Here is a 1,339-nt window from a genome sequence, read left to right on the forward strand (position 1 = left end):
CCAGGGCGAACTTAGCGGCAGTGGTAGTGGCCCTCAGGGGCAGGGGGCGGAGGCGGCGCCGCCGTTGGCTGGGGGTGGGGCGGGAGATGTCCCAAATAACATTGGGACGTTGCAGAGGGGCAACATCAACGCGAATATTGTAGGAGGTGTCCCGCAGGGATACGCCGGACATCACCTAGTGGGCGTTGCGGAGGCGAATCGTTTTCCTGTTATGCATCGTGCTGCCGAGCTCGGGTATGACATTAACCGAGGGTCGAACGGAATCGCGTTGCCTACGACGGTTGCAGAAAGCGCTGCAACAGGTTTGCCTCTGCACACTGGGCGCCACGTGGCAGACTACGAGAGATATGTGAATTCTCAGCTAAACAGACTGCAACGAAGGTATGATGCCGGACGCGTTTCTGACAGCCAGCTACCAAGTGAGCTAGGAAGGATTGAGGACAATATCAGGAATGCGCTCCTCGCCAGGCAGGTGAGGTTGCAGCATGCTGATCCGAACTAAACTAGGTGGTTTATGCACTACATAATGCGCACCAATCTAGATGAGCCGCGCTTTGTGGTTAGGGCGACCGTATTGAATATGGATGCTCTAAAGGGATTTAAGACTACTGCTGGCGCGCCGTTTGGCGACGCATTTCCGCGTCTTCGGCTGCAGATAGATCAAAGTGGGGAGCCAGCCGATTTCTTTGAGTCGGGGCCGCTGCTGATAGCATCCGAAAAGACGAGGGCGGCTCTGGATGCTCTAGGGTGCGCTGTTGAATATCATGTCGTGGAGCTCATTCTTAGAGATGGCGCTGTTGAGGAAAGCTCCTACTACGTCGCGAACATTCTGGAGAACATTGACTGCCTCGACTATGAGCGGGCTGTCTATGAAATGGATGACGAGTACATTGACCAGATCGACGTTCTTGTGATTGACGAGGCTCGGGCTGGCGATGTTCCGCTTTTCCGTCTTAAAAATTCCTACGATAACATTCTCTTGGCCAGCGATAGCTTGGCGGAAAAATGCCGAGAGCTTGGGGTTGCGGGTGTAGAGTTCGTCTCTCCCCAGGATTGGAAGTGGTAACAGCAAGCTGTTGTCCCAAAGGGCGCAGTCTGGAACTTGAAGGCGACTGAACGAGGCAAAGCAATTGAAGCTGCATTGGCCAAGAGCGATTACAAGGATTGGTACAATGTTTGTAGATCGCAAAATGGCTATTTCCCCCTTGTCGATTTCCAGAAAGGAAATACGCAGAAAACCAGGGGACATATATGGACGCCTCCCCGTGGTCAAGGGTGCGAGTCGATAAAGCAGTGGGGTCGCGGACAACTACCCGGCGCCTGGATGGGGCGGCAGTGG

The 1,339-nt window shown here is 54.4% G+C and carries 2 protein-coding genes; both read left to right on the forward strand.

All coding sequences use genetic code 11. The annotated features are described in order from the left end of the window. Positions 1-109 precede the first annotated feature (109 nt). Positions 110-502 carry an AHH domain-containing protein gene (locus CAI21_RS26215; RefSeq protein ID WP_404840909.1) on the forward strand — a complete coding sequence of 131 codons (393 nt, stop codon included), beginning with the start codon at positions 110-112 and terminating at the stop codon, positions 500-502. A 12-nt stretch (positions 503-514) separates the two neighbouring features. Continuing rightward, positions 515-1,066 (forward strand): imm11 family protein, encoded by a 552-nt coding sequence (locus CAI21_RS22725; protein WP_116304385.1) that lies wholly within the window; start codon positions 515-517, stop codon positions 1,064-1,066. Positions 1,067-1,339: the final 273 nt, after the last annotated feature.

This window comes from Alkalilimnicola ehrlichii (assembly GCF_003399765.1).
In the GTDB taxonomy this organism is placed as follows: Bacteria; Pseudomonadota; Gammaproteobacteria; order Nitrococcales; family AK92; genus AK92.

What these genes read in the sequence shown, in the direction of transcription:
- CAI21_RS22725 (WP_116304385.1), top strand. Translation starts at nt 515, where the DNA reads ATGCACTACATAATGCGCACCAATCTAGATGAGCCGCGCTTTGTGGTT.